Origin of the sequence: Lysinibacillus sp. C5.1 (genome assembly GCF_016350185.1) — a bacterium.
In the GTDB taxonomy this organism is placed as follows: domain Bacteria; phylum Bacillota; class Bacilli; order Bacillales_A; family Planococcaceae; genus Lysinibacillus; species Lysinibacillus sphaericus.
The window spans coordinates 3,956,333-3,974,764 of record NZ_CP066226.1 but is presented as its reverse complement, the minus strand read 5'-3'; the positions used below and the strand labels follow the sequence as shown (position 1 = coordinate 3,974,764).

Sequence of the window (18,432 nt, the reverse complement as noted above, 5' to 3'; positions counted from 1 at the left end):
GTATTATCGCGGGGTGGAGCAGTGGTAGCTCGTCGGGCTCATAACCCGAAGGTCACAGGTTCAAATCCTGTCTCCGCAACCAAAAATGGTCCCGTGGTGTAGCGGTTAACATGCCTGCCTGTCACGCAGGAGATCGCCGGTTCGATCCCGGTCGGGACCGCCATTTTTAAAATAATAAATATGGGTCAGTAGCTCAGTTGGTAGAGCATTAGATTGAAGCTCTAAGTGTCGGCGGTTCGATTCCGTCCTGACCCATCATGTTTTTTTGCCGGTTTAGCTCAGCAGGTAGAGCAACTGACTTGTAATCAGTAGGTCGTGGGTTCGATTCCTATAGCCGGCACCATGTTTTCCCGGAGGGGTAGCGAAGTGGCTAAACGCGGCGGACTGTAAATCCGCTCCTTAGGGTTCGGCGGTTCGAATCCGTCCCCCTCCACCAGTTTTTTTATAGGGGCATAGTTCAACGGTAGAATAGAGGTCTCCAAAACCTTTGGTGTGGGTTCGATTCCTACTGCCCCTGCCAATTAATTTTATGGCGATTGTGGCGAAGTGGTTAACGCACCGGATTGTGGTTCCGGCATTCGTGGGTTCGATTCCCATCAGTCGCCCCATTTACTATAAAATTAAAATATAACTATAAAGCAATGGCGATTGTGGCGAAGTGGTTAACGCACCGGATTGTGGTTCCGGCATTCGTGGGTTCGATTCCCATCAGTCGCCCCATTGTTGGGGTATAGCCAAGCGGTAAGGCAACGGATTTTGATTCCGTCATGCCTAGGTTCGAATCCTAGTACCCCAGCCATTTATGCGGAAGTAGTTCAGTGGTAGAACACCACCTTGCCAAGGTGGGGGTCGCGAGTTCGAACCTCGTCTTCCGCTCCAATAATATGGCGGCATAGCCAAGTGGTAAGGCACAGGTCTGCAACACCTTTATCACCGGTTCAAATCCGGTTGCCGCCTCCATATTTTTTTCTTAATCGGATACTCCGATTTTTTTTATCTCTAAAGTATTATGCCGGTGTGGCGGAATTGGCAGACGCGCACGACTCAAAATCGTGTTCCTTTGGAGTGTCGGTTCGACCCCGACCACCGGTATCAGTAAGCTCGGATACGCTAAAATTTGAGTTTAAGAAAAAAGCTTGAAACCTTGATAAATCAATGGTTTCGGGCTTTTTTTATGTTTTTGAGGTGGGTTACGGAAGACTTCGTTTTGAAATTTTTATGCACAAGAAATGCACAAGTATTTATTGTGCCATCTTCTCGAAAATACTGATTGTGTTTTTCTCATCTTCTTCACGTAGCTCTTTTATAACATGGGCATAGTCCCTCATAGTAGTTTGTATGTCCCCATGTCCTAATCTTTCGGATACATAATAAATTGATGATTTTTTATAGAGTGATACGCTGGCATGTGTATGTCGTAGTCCATGTACCGTAATAGTGTTTGTTATACCTAAATCTTGCAAAGTGTTTCGTAGCAGTTTATTTGCGGTTCCATTTGCAATTACTTTATATTTTGATTGAGCACTAAAGAAAACTAATCGGTGGATATTTGTCGGTAATTTATCAAATAACTTTTCGAAGGCTTTCATTGTCTCTGCATCCATTTTTATTTTACGAACAGATTGGGGGTTTTTAGTGGGACCAAAACCTTCTTGCATTTTACTTAAGTAACCCCAAGTTTTATCAATGTTCAAAGTGTTATTTTCGAAATCAAAGTCTTTGCGTGTTAATCCAACCAATTCTCCGAAGCGTAGCCCAGAAGTTAGACCAAGCAACAAAAGGTAATATCCTAATCCACGTTCTAGTCGTTTGTATAATTCTTTCAGCAATAATTCGCTTTCGGCAAAATTCAAATGTTTTTCACTATCCTTTTTAGCTGGTACAGAACCTGTCAAAACAGCTTTACGAGTGAACTCAATTCGGATAACGTTTTCTTCAACAGCATCATATACACAAGCTTTGATATGGGAGTGTACTTTTTCAACAGTTTCTTTAGAACGAGTTGATCCATAATTATTTAAAAAATCTTGATAGTCATGACGTGTAATGTCTTTCATTAGTGTTTCTTCAAAATATATTTTAATTGCCTCAAGTGTATATTCATAATGAGTCAGTGTACTTTTGGTAACGATATTCATCTTGTAACGCTTGTACCAAGTCTCGAAGTAGTCAGCAAAAGTAATTGATTCTGTAATAGGCTTAATACCTTTGTTCAAAGCAGACTCGGCTTCGGAAGCAGCTATTTGAGCTTCTTTTTTGGTTTTAAAACCACCTTTCCGATATTGCTTTTGGTTGTGGTAAAAGCAATATTGCCACGCTTTTCCACGTTTAGTGTAACTAGCCATTAATAACCCTCCAATTCTAAATTTCTTTGATTATAGCAAAATTAATATATATTAATGCATTATGGAATAAAATAACTTTTTACAAAAAAACCTAAAATTCAACAAGAAACGACATTTATTTTTTTCTTTTAGTCGGAGAAATTGTATGATGAGGAAATCATTTCTTCATATGTCGAAGCCCGTCTAACGATATTTTTATGAAAAAAAGAACTATGCGTATATAATTTAAATAACAACAAAAATGTCGAATGTTGTAAGTAATACCATGGATAATATTACATAATTTTTTCATTAAGGACAGAACTTCTGTTCTTATACAATTAACCTAAGAGGTGGTACATATGAAGAAAAAGTTAATTGAATTAATTGAGAATCAAGATGATAAAAGATTAATAAGTCTTTTGTATCACTTAGTAAAAGCAGCCATTAAAAAAAAGTAGCTTAAACGAGCTACTTTTTCTATTTTTCTGCAATGTATACATAAGTTTATAATCGAAGTTTGGGTGTTGTTAAATTAATAGTCGATTTTTCTACTACAATGACAAATATTTTGAGATTGTTTTTTTAGTAATCCATCAATCAAGTGTTCGAGCAATATTAAATAGTCATTATCCAATTCAACCACTTTTGTAATTAACCCTTTCACTAATCTGTTCTTTTCATCTTTTAATATCTCACTTAATGATTCTGTGAATTGTTCATCTTCTGTAACAGAGATGAACATAGCACCTTCGCCAGTTCTTAACCATTGTTCGTTTACACCAAATTCATTAGAAATTAATGCAATAGTTCTATCAGTTACTACCCTTAAGTCTTTCTCCATTTTTGAGATGTTGCTGCTAGTCATCATTATTTTTTCTCCGAACGATGCCATTGATAAATCTAGTGAATCTCTTAATAATTTCAATCTACTACCTATTGTCATTTAGAATCTCAACTCCTAGCAAAATAACTTAAAAAAAGTAGCTCCATTATGGAACTACTTTTTTTCATTCTTTTCAATAAGTCCATCAATTAATTGATTAATAATTTTTAAATCAATGCTGTCTAGTTCAACAGTTTTCATGATAATACTCTTAATTTCTTCACTTTCAGAAACAAGTAACTCACCCAATAAAGCAGCGAATTGTTCATCCTCTGAAAGAGTATAAACCATATCACCTTCACCAGTTCGGAACCAATGTTCATCAATTTCAAAAATTGAACAAATAGTCTTGATATGGCGATCTAAAATCTCGCGTTTGCCAATTTCCATCATTGCTAAAGTGGAATGTCCGAAGCCAAGTTTTTTTGCAAATTCTGCTTGACTTAGATTTTTACTCTTTCTAATTTCTTTAAGTCTCTCATTCATCAACTCACCACCTAACAATCTTAAATTATCTCAAATGTGATAAATCGTCAAGGTTATTAATAGAAAATCGTTGACTTATTTCACAAATGAATATATTATGTGGTTAACAACTTCACAAATGAGCAAAAGGAGTGGTAGTAATGGATATCAATAGTGAACGTATTAAAGAAACTATGAACTTAGTAGATAGATTACATCTTTTGAATGAAAAAGAAAGAAGTTATGTATCGGGTGTCGTAGCAGCCTTGGTTTTTAATAAACAACTCGTAAGAGAGCGAGAAAAAGAGGTAGGGCAAAAAGCGATATCTTAATGACATTAGGTTGAAAGGAGATTTTTATGCAACAACAGTTACAGGTGAATTTAACAGTGCCAATACCAGATGGATATGTACTAATTAATAAAGTTGAGTTGGAAGAATTACAGCGCCAAGAGTTAAGTGGAGTCTACTGGACTATGAAAAATTTAGAGGAGCGCGTTAATAAGAAACAGGATTGGATTAAAGAGAATATTCTTTACCCATCGAAGTTTCGTAAAATACTAGATTCTGAAAATGGTGGATTTGTTTATTATCCTAAAAGCGTTGGAGAGAAGTGGATGTTTCATGCCTGCCAGATGACGAAATTTCTAGATAATAATTTCAATAAAATTTTTGGAAGTAAATAAATGCATATTGTACAAAAAGCAAAAAGACATTTGCGAGTGCAATGCTCGCTCATGTCAAGCAGTTTGTAATAGTAAGGGTTGGTTAGCCTAGTCCTCTAAGTGGAGAATTTACAAGCTGCTTGATGTGAAGTCATTACATAAAGAACATCATAAGAAATTTCACATACATAAAAAACTCAATAGAGCGCTGTGATACCGAGCCGATGACGGTATAACTATTCTGACTTATAGCTGATATGACGGTAGCAACGTCAAAACACATGTAAGTGAGGTGAGAGAGGTGGACGAAATGAAAGTCTTGGAGGAAAAAATCCAAAAGCACCAAACATTTTACGAGGTTAAGTACAAAAAGTATAAAGCGATGGATATTGCTGATCCTCGTTTACTCAATCGTTTATATCGCTTAATGAATTTCAACAAAATGATTATGCGCTTATATATGCAACGTCGCTTTTTTAGCATTGGTTTAAATAATTAAAAAGAAGTGGAGGGAAAACGATGTTAGGTGAATTGCAAACAGCATACGGACAAGCTTTGAAAAATCTAGTGTTCGTAGATTTTGTTAACAAAAAAACTATATGTACAGGTGGAATAGATGCTTTGGAATTGGAGCATTCGAAGGAAAGTGCTTGTTGCAGAGATATGATAACAGCTATTAATTTACATTTTCGGAAAGGTGATTTCGATTTAGTGAAAGAGCGGATAGACGTTCTGACAGATAGAGTCGATTATACGAAGACTTTAGAAGATCATTTGAAAGAACAGCGTCGAAACAAATTATTTGATATTGCTAATCAATTAAACAAGCAAGGGAAAATCGGAGAGGTTGTGCATTTTAGTGCAAATCAGAGTTTATGACATAAAAAAACTGCTTAATCGTTGGAGCGACTAAACAGCACTTTAAACCTAGGAAATTTATCTTATCGACATTATATCAAGAAGCGGAATGTGTGTCTAGCACACTCAACAAATAAAAAAGGGGGGAATTTTGTGAAACAAGGTCGCAATTTAACAAGACAGCAAAAAATCTATATAGCAAGTTTTCGTTTGAATCCTAATAACTGGCTTATAAGTAAAAAGGAAGCTGATAGATGGTTGATTATTCATCGAGAAACAGGTCGATCTCGAACTATTCCAGCACCATAAACAAGCTTCCTAATTGAAAAAAAGCACGACAAAAAAGAAAAGCCTTTGTGGGAAGTCACAAGGGCTTTTATAAAGACCAATAAAAAAAGCCGTATCAACTCTGAACAGTTAAAACGGCTCGTTTGACTATTGCCAAACACCTTATTGCTAGTATAGCAACCTTCATGGCAAACAGTCAATTAGCGTCCTTGTAATGAATATTAGATTTACGACGAAACTCTAAATTTAACAAGGATACTAGATTATTAACACATCGGGAGAGAGTAGCCATGAAGAATAAACAGCATAAGGTAAGACATGTATTAGCTTCGTATGAAGAAGCATTTAGTGAGTCAGAAATTAGCAAAATGCATGAAGATAGTTTATTAGATAGAGCAATTGCAGGCTATCGTGTAAAAAGCATTTGGAGTGGTTCGGTTTTAGAGGTAGAAGCATACCCATATTGGAAAATACCACAGGGTAAACGTACAAAAAGAGATAAAAATAGCAGCAAAGCACAAGAAAAATTAAATGAAAAGAATAGGCAGAAGCATGTAGCGAGATTAATTAATACAAACTTTCGTGAGAATGATTTGTACACAACATATACGTATTCTGATGCATATTTACCGAAAGACTATGACCAAGCAAAAAAAGATATGGTTAATCTCATCAGACGCATGAAGCATTGGTTAAAAAAGCAGGAGAAGTATGCGGATTTTGAATTGAAATATATTTATTCAACTGAACATACAAGGGATGGGAAAAAAGTACGAGCACATCATCATATGGTGACAAATTTTCCTGATCGTGAAGTAGCGGAGAAGTTATGGAATAGAGGTCGTGTTAAGTCTCAACGTCTGGAAGAAGATGATCTTGGATTTACAAAGCTAGGAGAATACTTGGTAAAAGAAAAGGGACATAAAACAGCAAAAGGCTATACACCTAGCCGTAACCTAAAACAACCGAAAGTGACGGTATCAGACACGAAATTAACTCGTAGACGTGCTGCTAAAATTGCGACAGAAGAAATAGGTGCGCAAGAAATCTTTGAAAAAATGTATAAAAATTATCAATTCAAACAAATGAATGTGTCATTTTCGGATTACGTAAGTGGGGCATATCTATATGTGCAAATGAAGCGGATTGACACACCAATAAATCGTAAAAGGAGAATAATAAATGACGATGAAGACAATCAGCATTATTAATCTAAAAGGCGGGGTATCTAAAACAGTTTCAGCTATCAATATAGCTTATACGCTAGTGAAATTGCATGGGAAGCGTGTATTACTCATTGATAACGACAAGCAGGGCAACACATCTAAATTTTTCGGGCTGTATGATCCTGAAAGCAAGTGTGGATTATCAGAGTTATTAACAATAAGGGAATTAGATGTGGATAACGTTATTCAGCAAACAAATTATGAGGGGCTAGATATTATCACCGCAAATATGAATTTATTGCGTGCAAATAAGGAAATCTTGATGGATGTATCACGTCCACAGCAAACACGCCTACGTAAAAAACTAGAGTCAGTGAAAGAGCGTTATGACTACGTAATTATTGATAATGCCCCAGATATTAATATGACGGTAGTAAATGCATTAGTAGCATCTGACGATGTGTTAGTGCCCATTAAAATAGATCAATTTAGTTTTGATGGATTAGAACAAATCATAGAGCAGATTGAAGATGTAAGTGAGTTCAATAGTGATATTCGTTTTGCGGGGTGCTTTGTCACAATGTATCAGCGTAACAATGTGAATCAACAAGGGGCTGAATTATTAGAACAGCAGGGTTATCCAATGTTTTCAACACGTATCAGAAAGACTGTAAAAGTAGATGAAATGACGTTCGTTGGAAAGCCGTTATTAGAATATGCGAAGCGGTCAACAGCTTGTGTGGATTATATAGCGCTAGTAAAAGAATACCTAGAATTGTGTTAGTTTCGGGCACATTTTCAAAGAAAGGAGCGGAGTAAATGTCGAAATTCAATCTATCACAGCTAATGAATACAGAATCCAAGAAGCAAATTGTGGCATTTAAGATTGAGCACATACCATTGGATAACATAGTGCCATCGCCCAAAAATAACTACAGTGTGGATGATGTTTCGGAGCTTAAATCGAGTATTGAACTGTTGGGACTTCAACAAAACTTAGTGGTGCGTATAAAAGATGATGGGGCATACGAGCTAATTAGCGGTCATAGACGCTTAAAGGCTATGCAAGAGCTACGCAATGAGGGAAATAAAGATTTTGAAAAAGCGCCTTGCAAAATTGTTAAATCGACAGACGACATCCAAGCAGAATTACAACTCATACTAGCAAACTCAACCACTCGTGTGTTAACAGATGCTGAAAAAACAAAACAGGCAGCACGATTACATGAACTGTTACAAGAGTTACAAAATAGTGGTAATCAACTAAAGGGGCGCAAACGCGAGATTGTAGCGCAACTTATGGGCGTGTCATCGTCCCAAGTGCAACGGATGGACAGCATTAACAAAAAATTAGCTCCTGAACTAAAAGAAGCATTTAGTGAAGGGGAAATAAATATCACTGCTGCATTTGAAATATCGAGGTTGCCAGAAGAAACGCAAAAAGAGGTTGTCCAAGAATACAGAGAGGGTAAACCGCTAACGCCGTCCGTAGCAAAAGAAAAGCGACAGGAAATCATTGAGTCAGAGCAAAAAGAAAAGCCGATGACACATGAACTAGATAGCTATCCTGAACAGTTTGAAGCGATATTGCAAGGCTTGAAAACTTTTATGTGTGGTTTCAATAATCAGAGCTTTCGAGTAGGTGACAAGTTGAAGATAAATGAATTTGACGATGACAAAATCTTGTACACAGGAAGATTTGTAGAAGTGAGAATCATTTACCTGCAAGAAGGGGGAGCAAATGACATCCCCGAAGATTACGTGATTATGAGCATTAAAAAAATTAGATAAAAAGCATTTTTGGAAGGAGGAGAAGCGGTTGGAAAGTAGCTTACGCCAGTTAAGTCTATTTGATGATTATTCACAATCGTCTCGTGCATTTTTTAGAGTGCATGAGACAGTGAAAGTCATTGAAGTAAAGAATAATGCTGAAATCTATGAATATCGCAAACATTATTTTGGTTATGTGATAGGTAAAAAGGGAGTTGTCCAGAAAGTAGATGGTCATTCCGTGTTAGTACGTATCGGGGATGAATCCATACTTTTTGATGCACAGGAGCTAGAGTGGATTGCGTAAAAACGCAAATTTATAAGGGGGCAGAAATAGAATGAGAACACAGAAACGACAATATTCAAGAAGCCATGCCAATAGAGGGCAACTTTTCGAAAATTTAATTGATATGACAAATAATCAATACCGCAATAACAATTTTGCAGATATTCGCAAAGTACCTTCGCCTGTGAAAATATTAAAAGTCACTGGGAATAAGGTGGATGGAAAATTAGAAAGTGCTACATGGGTAGATTATAGCGGTATTTACCGAGGGCAAGCTATTATCTTTGATGCTAAGGAAACAAAACAAAAAAGATTCCCATTGAACAATTTAACTGACGATCAATATAGATTACTTCGTTCATGGCATTACATGGGGGCAAAAGCGTTTTTATTAGTTTGCTTTAGGATTGAAGGTAAAAACGAGCCGGAGATTTATTATCTCAAATTTGAACAATTAGAAACTGCTTGGACAGCTCAAAATAATGGCGGTGCTAAATCAATTCCACTTCAATTTTTCCGAGATCACTGTACTCGAATTAAATCAGGAATATATACAGTCCATTACTTGGAAGCGGTAGGAGGTGCTTCTTGATGACTGAACCTTATTGGAATGCTAAACATGGTGAGTACATCAAATGCCCTGTAGAGGGCTGTAAACACTTCGGAATTATCATAACAAAAGCTCATTGTCGTGTTGAACATCAAATGAGTCGTGAAGAAGTGCGTCAGAAGTACGGTTTACCTAAAACTTTTTCATTTTCAAAGTCTAATAGAAAACAAGTAGAGGATAGAAGACACGTTGATGAGGAGGAGTATTGATGCTGGAGATAAGAAAAAAACAAATGGTCACAACAAGAAAGAAGCATGAATGTTACGGGTGCGTAGAAGAAATCGAAAAAGGCAAAAGTGCAGTTTATGTTTCCGCTAAAGAAGATGAAAAACATATACAGTTTCATCTACATGAAGAATGCAACAAAACAATTGCAAAAGATAAATGGTTTTCTGGAAGCGGTCTTTATCGTGGTTGTATCAAAGAAGCAGTGAAAAATTCGGAGGAATTGAAATCAATTAATATTTCCTCGTTGGATGAATTGCCCTTTGTTTTGGGGAGGTAGTATGTTACAAACTGTTATTACCTACGAAAAAACTACTTTAAAAGTCATTTCAGCAATGCAAATAAACACGATAATTTCAGAAGCAAACATTTTAAAAATGCAGAATTATGAAGTTTTAATTACTTCAAAAAACAATGTTATTCATCTGGACGAAAGTAATCAAATGTACTTAAAAAGAGAATACGTAAAAATATAGGGGGCTAATAAAATGCAAAGCGTAATTTTCGACATGACAGAAGAATCAGTGAAAAAGGTAGCAGGTCAAATTAAAGAAAGTTCTCCTGACAGTATGCTAGTTTTAGCACCACCATCTGGAAACTTTTCAGTACACGCACCAACTAAAACAGGAAAACACAAAGGGTATCATCGTATCAAATTAGAGGTATGGATTCCAGAGGATGCGATTAAAGGCGAAGATGCATTGCATGATTTCGGATTAGTAACTTTACTACGTTTACCTAAAACAAGAGTGCAGCCGCATTTAATTCGTAATGCTGATGAATGAATATTCGATAAAAATTGTACAGAAAGGATAGTGACAGAAAATGAAAAACGCTTCTGTAACGATTAACTACGAGAGTTTCCAATCTATTAAGGAAAAGGCAGATAAATATGATGAGGCGATTCGAAAAAAAGAAGAAATTTTAAGTGAGAATGACGAATTTATCGATATTTTATGCAGTTGTCTTGAAAAAGCAAACGAACAAAAGGTTTCTGCAAATAAGCAATATTTCATTGCCCAGGGTATTAAAGCAATCTGTAAACGTTTTGATATGGATTTGAAGGATGAATATGGTGAGCTAGATGAAGGAAAAGAACCTAAAAAATAAAAATCTTCGTGTTTGAAAGATTTTGTGCAGAAAAGAGAGGGGTATTGTTTTTGAAAATGTTAGTAGCGCATCCAGGGTTTTTTGGGCCAATTCAGCATGAGGTAATAGTAAACCAATTAATATTGCACGAAGGTGTCTACTTAGCATTACATCGTCCTGCTAAAGTCAGCGCTGATGATCCATATTCAATGTGGATTGTATCGGACTTTGTAAGTGGTATGGGTATTGCAAAATCAATTAGTTCAAAATATGCAATCGAGAAGGCAAAAAAACTTGTGTCAAAAAATAAAAAAAGGATGTCTCATTTGCAAAATCAATCTTTAAAAAAATTAATGTCTACTTTTAACATATCAGTCGATTTTGAATTGCTTGAAAGGATAGAACGCAAATGTGCGAAACGAGGTAATACGTCAGTGAGAGTAATGGATTATAGGTAAGTACATTCGAAAGATGTTGTGTAAGGAGTGGAAATCTATGAAAGCCATCACAATAAAACAGCCATGGGCAACTCTGATTGCCCTTGGTGAAAAGAAATTTGAAACACGATCATGGCAGACAAAGTATAGAGGACCTTTAGCAATCCACGCAGGAAAATCAATTGATAAAGATGCATGTGAGGATTCTTGGATTAAGGGAGTTTTGAAAGAACATGGAATTACATCATACAAAGACCTTCCAACGGGTGTTGTACTTGCTACAGTCGAATTAATGGATTGCTACAAAGTTGAAGCAACACTAGGGTACGCATCCGTATTATCCAAAGGAAAAACCGTAAGTGGTTTAGAAGTGGCTTTTGGTGACTATACAGTAGGCCGGTATGCATGGGAGCTTGCCAATTTACATGTTTTAACCAATCCCATTGTAGCTAAAGGGACAATTAAGTTTATGGGAATGGCAAAGAGAATCGGAGGATAAAGAATAAATGGATATGAGAGATGCAATGGAATTAACAAAGAAGTATTCAACTTGCCCAGAATGCGGCAACGATAAAGTGGGTGGTAATCCATCCCAAGGTGCTTTAGTAATTGACGATGAAATATTTACACGTAGTTGTAAATGTGGTTGGTCTGTAACAGTAGATCGAAGAATCAAGCATGTAGCCACCCTAACAAAACGCAGAAGTGGAAAATTAGTTGGAGGAGTTTACGAAGTACGAATCCATGAATATGGCCATAAATATTTACCTTTACTTGAGCTTAAAGAAAAATCAGGTGTTAAGAGAATAGATCATAATGCAAAGATTGAGGATTGGCTAAATAGCCCAGAAGGCCGTAGATGGGCTTTGGAAGTACCAGCAGCAAGTGCTTATTAGAAAGAAAATGTTCAGTAATTGAAAGGGGAAAATATGATGGGAAAAATATTAAGATTCAAAAAAGCACCTACTCTTAAAGATTTAGAGGGGTTGAGTGTTAACGGTGGAACTTTTGAAAACGGAGATGGGTTTATTCAAAAAAATACAATTGTAATGAAAGTACCCAATACTTTTAGATTTTCTACGGCAATAGAGATTTATAGCAACGGTGAAGGCATTTGTGATTTAATTATGGCGCAGTTTTTAACGAGAGGTCCTGATTTGTGGGAAATGGGTGATGCTTTTTATCGTATTGGTTTCAATGATGAAGGTGATACAGAACAACAATTACGTAATTTATGTGACGAATTAATAAATCGTGGCTTAGTAGATTGGGTTGAATAGATTACCTGAACACTTTGAAGATTTCGTTCAGAAACAATCAAATAAATATTCGGAGGTAACAAGTATGCAATCAATTGATAAACAAGCAATCTTAGACGTTTTAAACAGTTTAGAGGTTATTGAACAAGAAGGTGGGGAAAGTGCTTATTTGCTAGTTAAAAATAATGTAGAAAATCATAAAAAGTTAAATGCTGTAGGTGTTCCAAGTAAAACTATTAATAATTACGGTGATAAAGAAACCTTCTGTATTCTTGCATTAGCATTAAGTGAAGGTTATGCAGATCATTACAATGCTTTTAAAGGTGGTTTAGTTTTAGAGCCAGAGAATCGTATAGAAATAGAAACAAGTAATGCGAGTGGAATTAATGATTTATGTAAACAAGCCTATGAAACGGCAGTTTCTAAAGGTTGGCACGATCAACCAAGAGAAATGGGTACATTGTTAGCATTAATACACAGTGAAGTAAGCGAAGCGCTAGAAGCGGATCGTAAGGGAGATACAGAAAATTTCACAGAAGAATTAGCCGATGTATGTATCCGTATTTTTGATTTATGTGGTTCAAGAAATATTAATCTGGAACAAGCGATCATTAAGAAAATGGAGCGTAATAAAGGTCGTTCATATAAACATGGTGGAAAAGCCTACTGAACAGCATTTGAGTAAAGTGTGTAGGGAGGATGAAATAGATGGACAAGAAAGAACGTTTAGAAGCTATTAATAACTTAATTAATTTTATTTCTGAACGAGGTCGCAAGTTTTTCTTTTGTGAAAGAAATAGAGTAACAGCGAATCCACAAACAGCATATATGAAGCTTAAAAATGAGAGAGTGTACTTTGTGGATGCTTACACGAGTGAGGAAGTTTATGCGTACAGCGGATTTACACATCAAGGGTTTTCACATGGCGGAACTTTGTGGTCACTAGTTTGTGATTTCTCTTACTTTATTCGTACCGGTAAATCAGCAAATGGTAAGCATGGTTACGGAGGATTAAATAGCGGTGACTGGGGGCATAGTGATGAAATTCAACAAGAAATTATTAACTATGCAAAAGAAATTGGTTATTTGAAAAATTAATTACTAAACACTTGAAAGAAAATAAGTAGGAGTGATTATTATACCTAATTTTAGATTTCATAGAGGTTCACTTGAAGAAAGTCTAAAGACAGAGGTTGAAGTCGAGAATATTAAATTGCTTCATGAAATGATTTGTAGTGAATTGCAAGATTACTCAATTTCTGAATCGGCTCTAATTATTGATTATTATGGATTCGACAATAGAGTTGCGAAAGATTTGTATTCTGTAAAAGTTTTCGGTGTTGGGATATTCGGGTTTTTAGATTCGGAATTTAGTAATTGAGTAATATGAGGATATTGCATAGGAGATGTGAAATTAATGTCGCGAACTTTAACAATAAATCACGGTGAATATGATTTTACTAGATTTGAACAGGCGGTAAAGACTCTACAAGAAGAATACGGCTATGAAGGTCTTGCTTGGGATATGGTGATAGCTAGTGATGATTTTGAAGTCCTAGCAGGTTTTTTAGAAGCGGATGGATTACAGGTTGAACTGGAAGGATGAATTAGAAAAAATACGTATATAAAGGAGTGAGACATCATGACAGTAGTTAAAGAGCAAATAAGGGTAGAGGAAAATCAATTAGAACAAACTACGATTGATCGTGTAGCAAAGATAGCAGCACAGCAAGCAATTAAATCATATGAAGAAGCGAAAGCGATTATCAACGAAAGGGAACGTAACAAGCGATTGTACAATGCGAAAGAACTCTTAAAACATTATGACGAACTAAAAATATATGTAGGGAAAATAGATCGCAAAGCAAAAGTATCTATTCCCAGATTAATGATTTCAGAAAAGGAAAATATCATTAATTTAATTGAATTTGGAGGCGATATAGTACAATCCATAAAACAGACATCGCAAACAACTATAGCGATGATTCAATATCTTGATAAAGCACTGGACACGCTAGAATATATTTATAAGCAAGAAAACAACATGCGGGACTTAGAAATAATAAAGATGTGCTATATGGAAAAAATAAAAATAGAAATCATTGCAGAGCGCTATGGCATCAATAAGCGTAGCGTATATAAAATAATTAATAATGTTGCAGAGAGGTTAGCTATTTTATTGTTTGGTATTTACGGTATAAAGCTCGAATAACAAGGCACTTTTAGGGCAACACAAGGGCATGTAACTTATGTTAATATGGAAATGTAGAGTAATTGGATTTACTTTACATCAATAGTCTTCCAACTAAATAGACGTTTGTGAAATCGTCAACACTACAGAGTCACATCTAACAAGGTGTGGCTTTTTATTATAAAATTGGATACAACTAAGATGAGGTGATAAACGATGAAGAAAATTGAGTGGCGTAAATTTTATGGTCACGAACCGATTCAACCGTTATCCATTAAAAAATATATTCTAGACGATGGCACTATGAAAGATACCCGACAAATGACTTATGAGTGTTGGTATGAAAACGATGATACAAAAGAAGTTGTAGGTATGTATCCAACATTTGAAATAGATGATGTAGTTACTTGTATAAGGGGTAAGCGCCAAATATATTGCATCAACCGTTATGAACGAGACGGTAGTGAAATACTATTAGAGTTGTTAGATAGTGATTTCAAACGTACTGGCAAAACTACTTATATGGAACCACATGAATTAATGCATATTGTAAAAGGTGTAGAGTGGATTTAATGAGTCATATCCAAATGGGTATGGCTTTTTATTATGCCTTGAGAGGTGGTGAAGGAATGACTTTTCTAAAGCAGTGTGCGTCACATGGTTTGCAACGAATCGGTTATTCAAGAAATGAATCAGAACTTTTGATTGAATGGCTTTATCCTGCAAGTACAATGGAAATCATTCAAAGTAAATTGAGATACAATGGACGGTTTGACAGTAAGAAGATATTCAAATAATTGTGGAGGGATGAAAGTGGTCTCTTTAAAAGATAAAGTTGAAACTTTGGGATTATTAGATGTTGATACAGACCCGACAATCATAGCCGAGTTATATCAACTGTATCAACATGATTCTAAAAAGAATTTTAAATACTTTAAGCGATATGGCGATTCAGTAATGTATTACAGTGAAGATTATTTAGAGCAAACATCTATTGAACAGTTGCTGTTGAAAGATGTATGTAATCAGATTTATTAATTGTGCAGGGCTGAACAATGATTGTTAAATCAATTACAGCTAAAGAAAGACCACCAGTAAATATTAAACCACTATTCACTAAAAACTAGGGGGATAAACAATGGCAGAGATTAAAGGAATCACAATTGAATTAGGGTTAGGCGACAAATCTAAGTTAAAGCTTAGAGCAATAGCAAAGCATGTTAGTGCCTTGGCTGATGAGTTGGATGCAATTGATAATGCAGAATTACATGACGGCAAACCAAACTATTCATCAGAAAAACATTATGATGACGACGGTTGTCCATATTACGATGTGAAGTGTCATAAGTGTGGCATCAGTTATAGCGGAGAACTACCAACACAAAAAGAAACAACAATATCAATTGTAAATCCAAATAATAAAAGCGTAGAGGATATTGTAAATACTTTGAAGGAACAAATAAAAGGTAACGACTAATGAACTTCTACAAATCAAAACCTTGGCGTAATAAACGAAAAACAGTTTTAAGACGTGATAATTATGAATGCCAAGAGTGTAAACGGTACGGTAAGAATCGAACCGCGACTACGGTGCATCATTGCAATCCATTAGAAGAACGACCTGACTTGCGGTTAACGACTTGGAATCTGTTATCTTTATGCGGTACGTGCCATGATAAGATGCATGATCGTGTTAATGATACGTTAACAGATTTAGGAGAATATTGGCGTGAAAAGGTATCCCCCCTACCTTAAAGTTCAGAAAACTAATACGGGAGGAACGAGGAGGAGGACCTTTTCCAATAGAGCGAAGTTTTGAAAAATTTTTTTGAGGAGGTGAAAGGCATGTCGAAAGTACCAAGCAAAGAAACAATTAAGCGAAGGACAATCAAAGATATGAAAGACCTTGGAGTCCACAAACCTCAATATAATCGCCTGATTGACGCATATTCGGATATTGTTCATCAATACTTAATTTTGACTGAAAAGTTCGAAGAAGAAGGATATGAATATGAAAGTTATACGGCAGCTGGTGGTGCAAAAAAATCGCCAATTGTTGCAACCTTGGAATCACTTAGGAAAGATATTCTCGCATACTCTGATCGGCTATGCCTGAATCCAAAATCAAATGATACAAGTGGCAATACTCCTAAAAAGAAAAAGGGATTAGCAGAGGTTTTAAGTAGTCTTGGTGGCTAAACATAAGAACTTTAATCTTGTAATGGAGTATGCGAAATCAATAGTGGAAGGGAGAAAGTTAGCAAATAAAGAGCAAATACAGGGTTGTGAAAGGTTTTTAAGGGATTTAGAAAATCCAGATTACGAGTTCCGCCCAAAAGATGCAGAGTTTGTTATTGGAATTATTGAAAAGACATTTGTACATGCGCAAGGGGAGATGTTGGATGGTACACCATTAAGAGGAAAGCCTTTTTTATTAGAGCCTTTTCATAAATATCAAGTTTATAACCTGTTAGGATTTTTTCATAAAGATACTGATATTAGGCGTTTCAAAGAAGCTTTTATTTACATTCCTCGAAAAAATATTAAAACGTCATTTGCTGCTGCATTAGCATGGGCGTTAGGTTTATTAAATAGGAGATCAGGTTCAAAAGTGTATATTGTTGCTGCTGCTTTAAAGCAAGCCCTTGAAAGTTTCAATTTTATAAATTTCAACCTTGGTCAAATGGGTGAAAAAGAAAATTTCCGAGTTATAGATAATAATCAGGAACATTCTATTTCAGGTGATTTTGGAGACGGTTCGCTTTTTATACAGGCGTTAGCTGCTAATCCTGATAAACAGGACTCATTGAACTGTAATATTGGTATTGCGGATGAAATGCACGCTTATAAAACTCCTAAACAATATAACATCATTAAAGAAGCAATGAAGGCATACACTAACAAGCTGATGATTGGTATTACAACAGCAGGTGATAATATGTCTTCATTTTGTTATCAGCGTTTACAGTATTGTAAGAAAATATTAGATGGAACGGTAGAGGACGAGCAATATTTTGTATTTATAGCAAAAGCGGATGAAGATGAAAAAGGCAATGTGGATTATACGAATCCTATTGAACATGAAAAGGCTAATCCTGCTTATGGGGTGTCCATTCGCCCGCAGGATATGTTAAGTGATGCATTGCAGGCTCAAAATGATCCTCAACAAAGAAAAGATTTCTTGGCAAAATCCTTAAACATATATACATCTGCTATTAAAGCGTACTTCAATATTGATGAATTTAAGACATCGGATAAAAAATATAAATGGACTATTGAAGAATTGGCGAAGTTACCTATCACTTGGTATGGGGGCGCAGACTTATCCAAGATGCATGACCTTACAGCAGGAGCATTATACGGAAATTATCAAGGTGTCGATATAACAATCACTCATGCATGGTTTCCGATTGTAGCAGCAACAGCGAAAGCGGAGGAAGATGGGATTCCTTTGTTTGGATGGAAAGATGATGGTTGGCTAACTATGTGTAATACTGCAACGGTTAATCATTCTGATATTGTGAATTGGTTTATTAAGATGAAAAAGAAGGGCTTTAAAATCAAAAAAGTAGGATTTGACCGCAAATTTAGTCGTGAATTCTTTTTAGCTATGAAGCAAGCAGGGTTTAAAGTTATAGATCAACCACAATACTTTTATAAAAAATCAGAAGGTTTTAGACGAATTGAAAAGAAAGCAAAAGATGGTCATTTTTATTACTTACACTCCCAAGCTTTCGAATACTGTACTCAAAATGTTGCTGCTATAGAAAAGACTGATGATATGATTCAATACGAAAAAGTTATGGAAACTCAACGTATTGATATATTTGATGCTACAGTTTTTGCTTCAATTCAGATGCTAGAAGATATGACAAAATCGGCAGATGTATCGGCTTGGTTAGGGGGATAATTAG

Annotated in this window: 33 protein-coding genes and 12 tRNA genes; 42 read left to right on the top strand and 3 right to left on the bottom strand. The window is 35.8% G+C overall.

Annotation, left to right across the window (positions count from 1 at the left end; translation table 11 throughout):
• Nucleotides 1-7 precede the first annotated feature (7 nt).
• The 12 genes from I5435_RS19585 (at nt 8) to I5435_RS19530 (ending at nt 1,092) form a co-directional block, all read left to right on the top strand.
• Nucleotides 8-82, top strand: a tRNA-Met gene (locus I5435_RS19585).
• 5 nt (nt 83-87) lie between these two features.
• A tRNA-Asp gene (locus tag I5435_RS19580) sits at nt 88-163 on the top strand.
• 19 nt (nt 164-182) lie between these two features.
• Nucleotides 183-255, top strand: a tRNA-Phe gene (locus I5435_RS19575).
• A gap of 12 nt (nt 256-267) precedes the next feature.
• A tRNA-Thr gene (locus tag I5435_RS19570) sits at nt 268-343 on the top strand.
• A 9-nt stretch (nt 344-352) separates the two neighbouring features.
• Nucleotides 353-436: transfer RNA gene (locus I5435_RS19565), tRNA-Tyr, on the top strand.
• 10 nt (nt 437-446) lie between these two features.
• Nucleotides 447-520, top strand: a tRNA-Trp gene (locus I5435_RS19560).
• 12 nt (nt 521-532) lie between these two features.
• Nucleotides 533-608 (top strand) — tRNA-His (locus I5435_RS19555).
• 36 nt (nt 609-644) lie between these two features.
• Nucleotides 645-720: transfer RNA gene (locus I5435_RS19550), tRNA-His, on the top strand.
• Nucleotides 721-724: 4 nt separating this feature from the next.
• A tRNA-Gln gene (locus tag I5435_RS19545) sits at nt 725-799 on the top strand.
• A 5-nt stretch (nt 800-804) separates the two neighbouring features.
• Nucleotides 805-879: transfer RNA gene (locus tag I5435_RS19540), tRNA-Gly, on the top strand.
• Nucleotides 880-886: 7 nt separating this feature from the next.
• Nucleotides 887-960, top strand: a tRNA-Cys gene (locus I5435_RS19535).
• Between the two features lie 51 nt (nt 961-1,011).
• Nucleotides 1,012-1,092: transfer RNA gene (locus tag I5435_RS19530), tRNA-Leu, on the top strand.
• Nucleotides 1,093-1,241: 149 nt separating this feature from the next.
• Here I5435_RS19530 and I5435_RS19525 read toward each other — a convergent pair.
• The 3 genes from I5435_RS19525 to I5435_RS19515 all read right to left on the bottom strand — a co-directional run bounded on the left by I5435_RS19525 (nt 1,242) and on the right by I5435_RS19515 (nt 3,696).
• A complete protein-coding gene (locus I5435_RS19525) occupies nt 1,242-2,345 on the bottom strand; it encodes a site-specific integrase (protein ID WP_337982837.1) in 1,104 nt (367 codons plus the stop codon).
• Nucleotides 2,346-2,859: 514 nt separating this feature from the next.
• Nucleotides 2,860-3,270: a helix-turn-helix domain-containing protein gene (locus I5435_RS19520; protein ID WP_337982836.1), complete on the bottom strand. Its 411-nt coding sequence runs from the start codon at nt 3,268-3,270 to the stop codon at nt 2,860-2,862.
• Nucleotides 3,271-3,324: 54 nt separating this feature from the next.
• Nucleotides 3,325-3,696 (bottom strand): helix-turn-helix domain-containing protein, encoded by a 372-nt coding sequence (locus I5435_RS19515; RefSeq protein WP_337982835.1) that lies wholly within the window; start codon nt 3,694-3,696, stop codon nt 3,325-3,327.
• 140 nt (nt 3,697-3,836) lie between these two features.
• On the opposite strand from I5435_RS19515, the gene I5435_RS19510 reads away from it, so the two are divergent.
• The 30 genes from I5435_RS19510 to I5435_RS19365 all read left to right on the top strand — a co-directional run bounded on the left by I5435_RS19510 (nt 3,837) and on the right by I5435_RS19365 (nt 18,428).
• Entirely contained in the window at nt 3,837-4,007 is a 171-nt protein-coding gene (locus tag I5435_RS19510) for a hypothetical protein (RefSeq protein WP_337982834.1), read from the top strand.
• A 26-nt stretch (nt 4,008-4,033) separates the two neighbouring features.
• Nucleotides 4,034-4,360: a DUF771 domain-containing protein gene (locus tag I5435_RS19505; RefSeq protein WP_231785141.1), complete on the top strand. Its 327-nt coding sequence runs from the start codon at nt 4,034-4,036 to the stop codon at nt 4,358-4,360.
• Between the two features lie 289 nt (nt 4,361-4,649).
• The gene (locus I5435_RS19500) at nt 4,650-4,838 is read left to right on the top strand and encodes a hypothetical protein (protein WP_337982833.1); all 189 of its coding nucleotides are present in this window, start codon (nt 4,650-4,652) and stop codon (nt 4,836-4,838) included.
• Nucleotides 4,839-4,858: 20 nt separating this feature from the next.
• Nucleotides 4,859-5,218, top strand: a complete 360-nt coding sequence (locus tag I5435_RS19495; protein WP_337982832.1) for a hypothetical protein — start codon at nt 4,859-4,861, stop codon at nt 5,216-5,218.
• A gap of 132 nt (nt 5,219-5,350) precedes the next feature.
• A complete protein-coding gene (locus I5435_RS19490) occupies nt 5,351-5,506 on the top strand; it encodes a DUF6906 family protein (RefSeq protein WP_167331270.1) in 156 nt (51 codons plus the stop codon).
• Nucleotides 5,507-5,775: 269 nt separating this feature from the next.
• A complete protein-coding gene (locus I5435_RS19485; protein ID WP_337982831.1) occupies nt 5,776-6,696 on the top strand; it encodes a rolling circle replication-associated protein in 921 nt (306 codons plus the stop codon).
• The gene (locus I5435_RS19480) at nt 6,668-7,435 is read left to right on the top strand and encodes a ParA family protein (protein ID WP_337982830.1); all 768 of its coding nucleotides are present in this window, start codon (nt 6,668-6,670) and stop codon (nt 7,433-7,435) included. Before I5435_RS19485 ends, I5435_RS19480 begins: the two co-directional genes overlap by 29 nt.
• A gap of 35 nt (nt 7,436-7,470) precedes the next feature.
• Nucleotides 7,471-8,442 carry a ParB/RepB/Spo0J family partition protein gene (locus I5435_RS19475; RefSeq protein ID WP_337982829.1) on the top strand — a complete coding sequence of 324 codons (972 nt, stop codon included), beginning with the start codon at nt 7,471-7,473 and terminating at the stop codon, nt 8,440-8,442.
• A 28-nt stretch (nt 8,443-8,470) separates the two neighbouring features.
• Nucleotides 8,471-8,728, top strand: coding sequence for a hypothetical protein (locus I5435_RS19470; protein WP_337982828.1), 258 nt, complete (start codon nt 8,471-8,473; stop codon nt 8,726-8,728).
• A 31-nt stretch (nt 8,729-8,759) separates the two neighbouring features.
• The gene (locus I5435_RS19465) at nt 8,760-9,299 is read left to right on the top strand and encodes a Holliday junction resolvase RecU (protein ID WP_337982827.1); all 540 of its coding nucleotides are present in this window, start codon (nt 8,760-8,762) and stop codon (nt 9,297-9,299) included.
• Nucleotides 9,299-9,526, top strand: a complete 228-nt coding sequence (locus I5435_RS19460; protein WP_337982826.1) for a hypothetical protein — start codon at nt 9,299-9,301, stop codon at nt 9,524-9,526. The genes I5435_RS19465 and I5435_RS19460 overlap by 1 nt, the downstream gene beginning before the upstream one ends.
• Nucleotides 9,526-9,822: a hypothetical protein gene (locus tag I5435_RS19455; protein ID WP_337982825.1), complete on the top strand. Its 297-nt coding sequence runs from the start codon at nt 9,526-9,528 to the stop codon at nt 9,820-9,822. The genes I5435_RS19460 and I5435_RS19455 overlap by 1 nt, the downstream gene beginning before the upstream one ends.
• Nucleotide 9,823: 1 nt before the next feature.
• On the top strand, nt 9,824-10,018 hold the full coding sequence (locus I5435_RS19450; RefSeq protein WP_337982824.1) for a hypothetical protein: 195 nt from the start codon (nt 9,824-9,826) through the stop codon (nt 10,016-10,018).
• Between the two features lie 12 nt (nt 10,019-10,030).
• Nucleotides 10,031-10,327, top strand: coding sequence for a hypothetical protein (locus I5435_RS19445; RefSeq protein ID WP_337982823.1), 297 nt, complete (start codon nt 10,031-10,033; stop codon nt 10,325-10,327).
• Nucleotides 10,328-10,367: 40 nt separating this feature from the next.
• Nucleotides 10,368-10,652, top strand: coding sequence for a hypothetical protein (locus tag I5435_RS19440; RefSeq protein WP_337982822.1), 285 nt, complete (start codon nt 10,368-10,370; stop codon nt 10,650-10,652).
• A 50-nt stretch (nt 10,653-10,702) separates the two neighbouring features.
• The gene (locus I5435_RS19435) at nt 10,703-11,089 is read left to right on the top strand and encodes a hypothetical protein (protein WP_337982821.1); all 387 of its coding nucleotides are present in this window, start codon (nt 10,703-10,705) and stop codon (nt 11,087-11,089) included.
• 37 nt (nt 11,090-11,126) lie between these two features.
• On the top strand, nt 11,127-11,567 hold the full coding sequence (locus tag I5435_RS19430) for an ASCH domain-containing protein (RefSeq protein WP_337982820.1): 441 nt from the start codon (nt 11,127-11,129) through the stop codon (nt 11,565-11,567).
• A gap of 7 nt (nt 11,568-11,574) precedes the next feature.
• Complete coding sequence (locus I5435_RS19425) at nt 11,575-11,964, top strand: DUF3797 domain-containing protein (protein WP_337982819.1); 390 nt, start codon at nt 11,575-11,577, stop codon at nt 11,962-11,964.
• 36 nt (nt 11,965-12,000) lie between these two features.
• Nucleotides 12,001-12,348: a hypothetical protein gene (locus I5435_RS19420; RefSeq protein WP_337982818.1), complete on the top strand. Its 348-nt coding sequence runs from the start codon at nt 12,001-12,003 to the stop codon at nt 12,346-12,348.
• Nucleotides 12,349-12,412: 64 nt separating this feature from the next.
• The gene (locus I5435_RS19415) at nt 12,413-12,997 is read left to right on the top strand and encodes a MazG nucleotide pyrophosphohydrolase domain-containing protein (RefSeq protein ID WP_337982817.1); all 585 of its coding nucleotides are present in this window, start codon (nt 12,413-12,415) and stop codon (nt 12,995-12,997) included.
• 38 nt (nt 12,998-13,035) lie between these two features.
• Complete coding sequence (locus I5435_RS19410) at nt 13,036-13,425, top strand: hypothetical protein (RefSeq protein WP_337982816.1); 390 nt, start codon at nt 13,036-13,038, stop codon at nt 13,423-13,425.
• A 319-nt stretch (nt 13,426-13,744) separates the two neighbouring features.
• Complete coding sequence (locus I5435_RS19405) at nt 13,745-13,933, top strand: hypothetical protein (protein WP_337982815.1); 189 nt, start codon at nt 13,745-13,747, stop codon at nt 13,931-13,933.
• Nucleotides 13,934-13,969: 36 nt separating this feature from the next.
• Nucleotides 13,970-14,539, top strand: coding sequence for a hypothetical protein (locus I5435_RS19400; RefSeq protein WP_337982814.1), 570 nt, complete (start codon nt 13,970-13,972; stop codon nt 14,537-14,539).
• 195 nt (nt 14,540-14,734) lie between these two features.
• The gene (locus tag I5435_RS19395) at nt 14,735-15,091 is read left to right on the top strand and encodes a hypothetical protein (RefSeq protein WP_337982813.1); all 357 of its coding nucleotides are present in this window, start codon (nt 14,735-14,737) and stop codon (nt 15,089-15,091) included.
• Nucleotides 15,082-15,315, top strand: a complete 234-nt coding sequence (locus tag I5435_RS19390) for a hypothetical protein (protein ID WP_337982812.1) — start codon at nt 15,082-15,084, stop codon at nt 15,313-15,315. The genes I5435_RS19395 and I5435_RS19390 overlap by 10 nt, the downstream gene beginning before the upstream one ends.
• A gap of 10 nt (nt 15,316-15,325) precedes the next feature.
• On the top strand, nt 15,326-15,556 hold the full coding sequence (locus I5435_RS19385) for a hydrolase (RefSeq protein WP_337982811.1): 231 nt from the start codon (nt 15,326-15,328) through the stop codon (nt 15,554-15,556).
• Nucleotides 15,557-15,656: 100 nt separating this feature from the next.
• Nucleotides 15,657-15,995 carry a hypothetical protein gene (locus I5435_RS19380; RefSeq protein ID WP_337982810.1) on the top strand — a complete coding sequence of 113 codons (339 nt, stop codon included), beginning with the start codon at nt 15,657-15,659 and terminating at the stop codon, nt 15,993-15,995.
• Complete coding sequence (locus tag I5435_RS19375) at nt 15,995-16,273, top strand: HNH endonuclease (protein ID WP_337982809.1); 279 nt, start codon at nt 15,995-15,997, stop codon at nt 16,271-16,273. The genes I5435_RS19380 and I5435_RS19375 overlap by 1 nt, the downstream gene beginning before the upstream one ends.
• Before the next feature lie 90 nt (nt 16,274-16,363).
• Nucleotides 16,364-16,717, top strand: a complete 354-nt coding sequence (locus tag I5435_RS19370; protein WP_231785113.1) for a P27 family phage terminase small subunit — start codon at nt 16,364-16,366, stop codon at nt 16,715-16,717.
• A 22-nt stretch (nt 16,718-16,739) separates the two neighbouring features.
• Complete coding sequence (locus tag I5435_RS19365; protein WP_443136948.1) at nt 16,740-18,428, top strand: terminase large subunit; 1,689 nt, start codon at nt 16,740-16,742, stop codon at nt 18,426-18,428.
• The last annotated feature ends 4 nt before the right edge of the window (nt 18,429-18,432 follow it).

What these genes read in the sequence shown, in the direction of transcription:
- I5435_RS19475 (WP_337982829.1), top strand. Translation starts at nt 7,471, where the DNA reads ATGTCGAAATTCAATCTATCACAGCTAATGAATACAGAATCCAAGAAG.
- I5435_RS19385 (WP_337982811.1), top strand. Translation starts at nt 15,326, where the DNA reads ATGAAAGTGGTCTCTTTAAAAGATAAAGTTGAAACTTTGGGATTATTA.
- I5435_RS19365 (WP_443136948.1), top strand. Translation starts at nt 16,740, where the DNA reads ATGGAGTATGCGAAATCAATAGTGGAAGGGAGAAAGTTAGCAAATAAA.
- I5435_RS19375 (WP_337982809.1), top strand. Translation starts at nt 15,995, where the DNA reads ATGAACTTCTACAAATCAAAACCTTGGCGTAATAAACGAAAAACAGTT.
- I5435_RS19450 (WP_337982824.1), top strand. Translation starts at nt 9,824, where the DNA reads ATGTTACAAACTGTTATTACCTACGAAAAAACTACTTTAAAAGTCATT.
- I5435_RS19465 (WP_337982827.1), top strand. Translation starts at nt 8,760, where the DNA reads ATGAGAACACAGAAACGACAATATTCAAGAAGCCATGCCAATAGAGGG.
- I5435_RS19395 (WP_337982813.1), top strand. Translation starts at nt 14,735, where the DNA reads ATGAAGAAAATTGAGTGGCGTAAATTTTATGGTCACGAACCGATTCAA.
- I5435_RS19425 (WP_337982819.1), top strand. Translation starts at nt 11,575, where the DNA reads ATGGATATGAGAGATGCAATGGAATTAACAAAGAAGTATTCAACTTGC.
- I5435_RS19370 (WP_231785113.1), top strand. Translation starts at nt 16,364, where the DNA reads ATGTCGAAAGTACCAAGCAAAGAAACAATTAAGCGAAGGACAATCAAA.
- I5435_RS19485 (WP_337982831.1), top strand. Translation starts at nt 5,776, where the DNA reads ATGAAGAATAAACAGCATAAGGTAAGACATGTATTAGCTTCGTATGAA.
- I5435_RS19460 (WP_337982826.1), top strand. Translation starts at nt 9,299, where the DNA reads ATGACTGAACCTTATTGGAATGCTAAACATGGTGAGTACATCAAATGC.
- I5435_RS19505 (WP_231785141.1), top strand. Translation starts at nt 4,034, where the DNA reads ATGCAACAACAGTTACAGGTGAATTTAACAGTGCCAATACCAGATGGA.
- I5435_RS19440 (WP_337982822.1), top strand. Translation starts at nt 10,368, where the DNA reads ATGAAAAACGCTTCTGTAACGATTAACTACGAGAGTTTCCAATCTATT.
- I5435_RS19510 (WP_337982834.1), top strand. Translation starts at nt 3,837, where the DNA reads ATGGATATCAATAGTGAACGTATTAAAGAAACTATGAACTTAGTAGAT.
- I5435_RS19410 (WP_337982816.1), top strand. Translation starts at nt 13,036, where the DNA reads ATGGACAAGAAAGAACGTTTAGAAGCTATTAATAACTTAATTAATTTT.
- I5435_RS19480 (WP_337982830.1), top strand. Translation starts at nt 6,668, where the DNA reads ATGACGATGAAGACAATCAGCATTATTAATCTAAAAGGCGGGGTATCT.
- I5435_RS19515 (WP_337982835.1), bottom strand. Translation starts at nt 3,696, where the DNA reads ATGAATGAGAGACTTAAAGAAATTAGAAAGAGTAAAAATCTAAGTCAA.
- I5435_RS19405 (WP_337982815.1), top strand. Translation starts at nt 13,745, where the DNA reads ATGTCGCGAACTTTAACAATAAATCACGGTGAATATGATTTTACTAGA.
- I5435_RS19495 (WP_337982832.1), top strand. Translation starts at nt 4,859, where the DNA reads ATGTTAGGTGAATTGCAAACAGCATACGGACAAGCTTTGAAAAATCTA.
- I5435_RS19525 (WP_337982837.1), bottom strand. Translation starts at nt 2,345, where the DNA reads ATGGCTAGTTACACTAAACGTGGAAAAGCGTGGCAATATTGCTTTTAC.
- I5435_RS19500 (WP_337982833.1), top strand. Translation starts at nt 4,650, where the DNA reads ATGAAAGTCTTGGAGGAAAAAATCCAAAAGCACCAAACATTTTACGAG.
- I5435_RS19415 (WP_337982817.1), top strand. Translation starts at nt 12,413, where the DNA reads ATGCAATCAATTGATAAACAAGCAATCTTAGACGTTTTAAACAGTTTA.
- I5435_RS19455 (WP_337982825.1), top strand. Translation starts at nt 9,526, where the DNA reads ATGCTGGAGATAAGAAAAAAACAAATGGTCACAACAAGAAAGAAGCAT.
- I5435_RS19445 (WP_337982823.1), top strand. Translation starts at nt 10,031, where the DNA reads ATGCAAAGCGTAATTTTCGACATGACAGAAGAATCAGTGAAAAAGGTA.
- I5435_RS19380 (WP_337982810.1), top strand. Translation starts at nt 15,657, where the DNA reads ATGGCAGAGATTAAAGGAATCACAATTGAATTAGGGTTAGGCGACAAA.
- I5435_RS19400 (WP_337982814.1), top strand. Translation starts at nt 13,970, where the DNA reads ATGACAGTAGTTAAAGAGCAAATAAGGGTAGAGGAAAATCAATTAGAA.
- I5435_RS19520 (WP_337982836.1), bottom strand. Translation starts at nt 3,270, where the DNA reads ATGACAATAGGTAGTAGATTGAAATTATTAAGAGATTCACTAGATTTA.
- I5435_RS19420 (WP_337982818.1), top strand. Translation starts at nt 12,001, where the DNA reads ATGGGAAAAATATTAAGATTCAAAAAAGCACCTACTCTTAAAGATTTA.
- I5435_RS19430 (WP_337982820.1), top strand. Translation starts at nt 11,127, where the DNA reads ATGAAAGCCATCACAATAAAACAGCCATGGGCAACTCTGATTGCCCTT.